This window comes from Candidatus Obscuribacterales bacterium (assembly GCA_036703605.1).
In the GTDB taxonomy this organism is placed as follows: Bacteria; Cyanobacteriota; Cyanobacteriia; order RECH01; family RECH01; genus RECH01.
This window is the reverse complement of the sequence record DATNRH010000321.1, coordinates 1-2,917: the sequence shown is the minus strand read 5'-3', so window position 1 is coordinate 2,917 and position 2,917 is coordinate 1. Positions and strand designations below refer to the sequence as shown.

The 2,917-nt window shown below is 57.8% G+C and carries 1 protein-coding gene and 2 pseudogenes; 2 read left to right on the top strand and 1 reads right to left on the bottom strand.

Features of this window, described 5'->3' with window-relative positions:
- Positions 1 to 652, top strand: a pseudogene (locus tag V6D20_06735) (IS5 family transposase).
- Positions 653 to 668: 16 nt separating this feature from the next.
- Positions 669 to 791: pseudogene (locus tag V6D20_06730) on the top strand (DUF4277 domain-containing protein).
- A 104-nt stretch (positions 792 to 895) separates the two neighbouring features.
- Here V6D20_06730 and V6D20_06725 read toward each other — a convergent pair.
- The coding region (locus tag V6D20_06725) for a tetratricopeptide repeat protein (GenBank protein ID HEY9815481.1) at positions 896 to 2,917 on the bottom strand (2,022 nt) is incomplete at its 5' end.

Genomic DNA, 2,917 nt, shown 5'->3' with positions numbered 1-2,917 from the left:
GTCTGAGTATAACGCTGGATTGAAGCAGAGAGGAAGCCTCACCTTCTGGATCGACCCATCGGTCTTGGAGCAGTGGGTCGTGGAGGATTTGAGTGGCAAACCCGGTGCCTCTATCCTCTATAGCGACCTAGCGATTCTGACCATGGCGAGCGTCAAAATCATCTATGGGTTAGCTGGACGACAGTGCCAGGGATTTCTCGCATCGATATTTGAGTTGATGGGCATCGATCTACCGGTGCCAGACCACAGCACGCTGTCTCGTCGCATGGGAAACCTGTCTATTGCCTTACCGATCATGCCTAAGCAAGGTGCTCGTCATGTGGTGGTGGATTCGACGGGGGTGAAAGTCTATGGGGAAGGGGAGTGGAAAACTCGTCAGCATGGGGTGAGCAAACGGCGCACCTGGCGCAAGTTGCACTTGGGTGTTGATGAAGCCACAGGCGAGATTGTAGCGATGGTCGTGACCACGAATGACCTAGCGGATGGCGAAGTGCTTCAAGCTATCCTGGAGCAGATTGAGGGTGACATTGAGCAGGTGTCCACCGATGGTGCTTATGACCATCGCCACTGCTATGACGAGATTGAGAACAAAGGAGCGAACGCTGCCATTCCCCCGCGCAAAGGGGTCAAAATCTGGCAGCATGGCAATTGCAAAGGAACGCCGCCCAGGGCAAGTGCTGAAAGCGATGATTCTCAACGGGTTGGGGTTTGTCAGCGCGCCGTTGTACTTGTTCAGCGAGTTTTTCGAAGGCAAACCCGTTGAGAATCTACTGGGCCCCGGCATTACGGCAGCCCATATACTGACCACCCAAAGCTGAGCGAAGCAGAAAGACATTAGGGCTTGCCTCAATCTTATCTTGTCCGCCGCCCAAATTCTCTGGGATCCGCTCCGCTTCTACGCCTCATCACTCTCCCACTCCCGGCACTCCTTTACCCAAGGTAAACCTAGCTCAGTGGCCAGGGCGATCGCCCTCTCAAACGCCACCAGCGCCTGTTCTTCATTGCCTATCATCTGGTGTAGCAGCCCCAAATATTTGTAAGCCGAGGCCTCTAGCGATCGCGCCCCTTGCTCTTGCAGAATGTCGATTCCGGCTTCCAGGTGGGCTAAGGCGTCATCGTAGCGCCCCAGTTTAGTCAGGGTTTCACCCAGGTTTGCCAGGGTCAGCCCTTCGCCCCAGCGATCGCCGATTTGCCGTGCTAACCCCAGCGCCAGCCCGTAGTGCTTCACGGCTTGCTCATATTGGCCCAGCTCACTTTCAGCATTGGCTAGGTTCACCAGGGCGGCCTCCTCGGCCCGCTTTTCGCCGATCTGACGGGCGATGTCTAGATCTTGCTGATGGTAGGTCGCCGCCTTAGCGTAGTCGTGCATCTCATCGTACACATTGCCGATGCTCCCAAAGGCCGCCCCTTCCCCAGCGATATCGCCCATCGCCCTAACCAACGCCAAATTTTGCTCGTGATACTCCAGGGCTAGATCACAGTCGCCCAGCTGCTGATAGGTGTTGCCCAATCCTTGCAGGGCACGGGCCTCACCGGGGCGATCGCCCAGATTTCTGGCTAAGTCCAAGTGCTTTTGGTAGTGCTCCAGCGCCAAGTTGAACTGCCCCAGGGCAAGATGGAGATTGCCCAGATAGCCCAGAGCATTGGCCTCTCCTTGGCGATCGCCCACCTGTTGCGCGATCGCGATCGCCTTCTCATAGCACTGAATCGCCTGGGAATTGTTGCCCACAGCGCTGTAGATGTTGCCTAGGTTGCTCAGGGCTTGCCCTTCGCGGGACGAGTGGCCCAGCTCTCGCAGGATCGCTAACTGCTGCTGCAACGCCTCAAATGCCTCGGTGTAGTTGCCCAGAGCGTGGGCCACTACGCCCAAATTACCATAGGCCAAACTAGCTCCCAGGCGATCGCCAATCGCCTCAGCGATCGCCAACTGTTGCCGGTAGCAGTCCGCTGCCTGGGGATACTGGCCGATAGCGCTATGGCCATTACCCAGGTTGCCCAGGACGTGGAGGGTGCTCTGGGCATGGCCCAATCGTTGGGCGATTGCTAGGTGCTGCCGGTGGTAAGTTAAGGCCTGCTCAATATCGCCTTTGGCAAAGCACACATTGCCCAGACCGCCGAGGGCGTTGCCTTCGCCCATGCAATCGCCAATGTCTCGCGCTAGTTGCCGCTGCTGGTCAAAATAGGTCAGGGCTTGATCATACTGCCCCAGGCTGTAGCAGGCGCTGCCCAACCCCGCCAGGGCGTTACTCTCCCCTTGTCGATGGCCAATTTGCTGAGCCAGGGTCAGGTGTTGCTGGTGATAGGTTTTGGCTTGGTCGTATTGGCCGAGGGCATGGTAACAGCTTCCCACATTGCCCAGAGCGGCCCCCTCTAGCTCTAGGTCGGCCTCGGCGCGGGCCAGGGCTAGGTGCTGGCGGTGGTACTCCAGGGCAGTGGCGTAGTTACCCTGGGATTCGTAAATGTTGCCTAAGCTACCCAGGGCGATGCCTTCGCCACCGCGTAGCCCAGCTTCACGAGCAATGGCCAGCCACTGCTGCTGGTAGTCAATGGCGGCGTCATAGTCGCCCAGCGCATAGCGAAGTTCACCTAGGTGGCTCAGCACCATGCCTCGATCCACGGAGTCGCCGACGGTTTGAAAGATAGCCAGGCTGCGATCGCAGTAGTCCTGCGCCTGTCCATAGTTGCCCTGGGCTTGGTGTACTGCCCCCAAAAATTGCAGCAAGCGCCCCTGCCACAAGGGCTCTACATGGTCAACTAGCGCCTCATACAGTTCCATTTGTTCGGGCAGATAGCCCCACAGCTTGAGCTGGTAGTGCAACTGAGCTTGGGCAGGGGTTTCTAGCTCGTGCAGCATCAGGCTCAGCGCTCGTTGCCACTCATCAATCTCGCAGAGATGGTGAAACGCCTCCAGATAGCC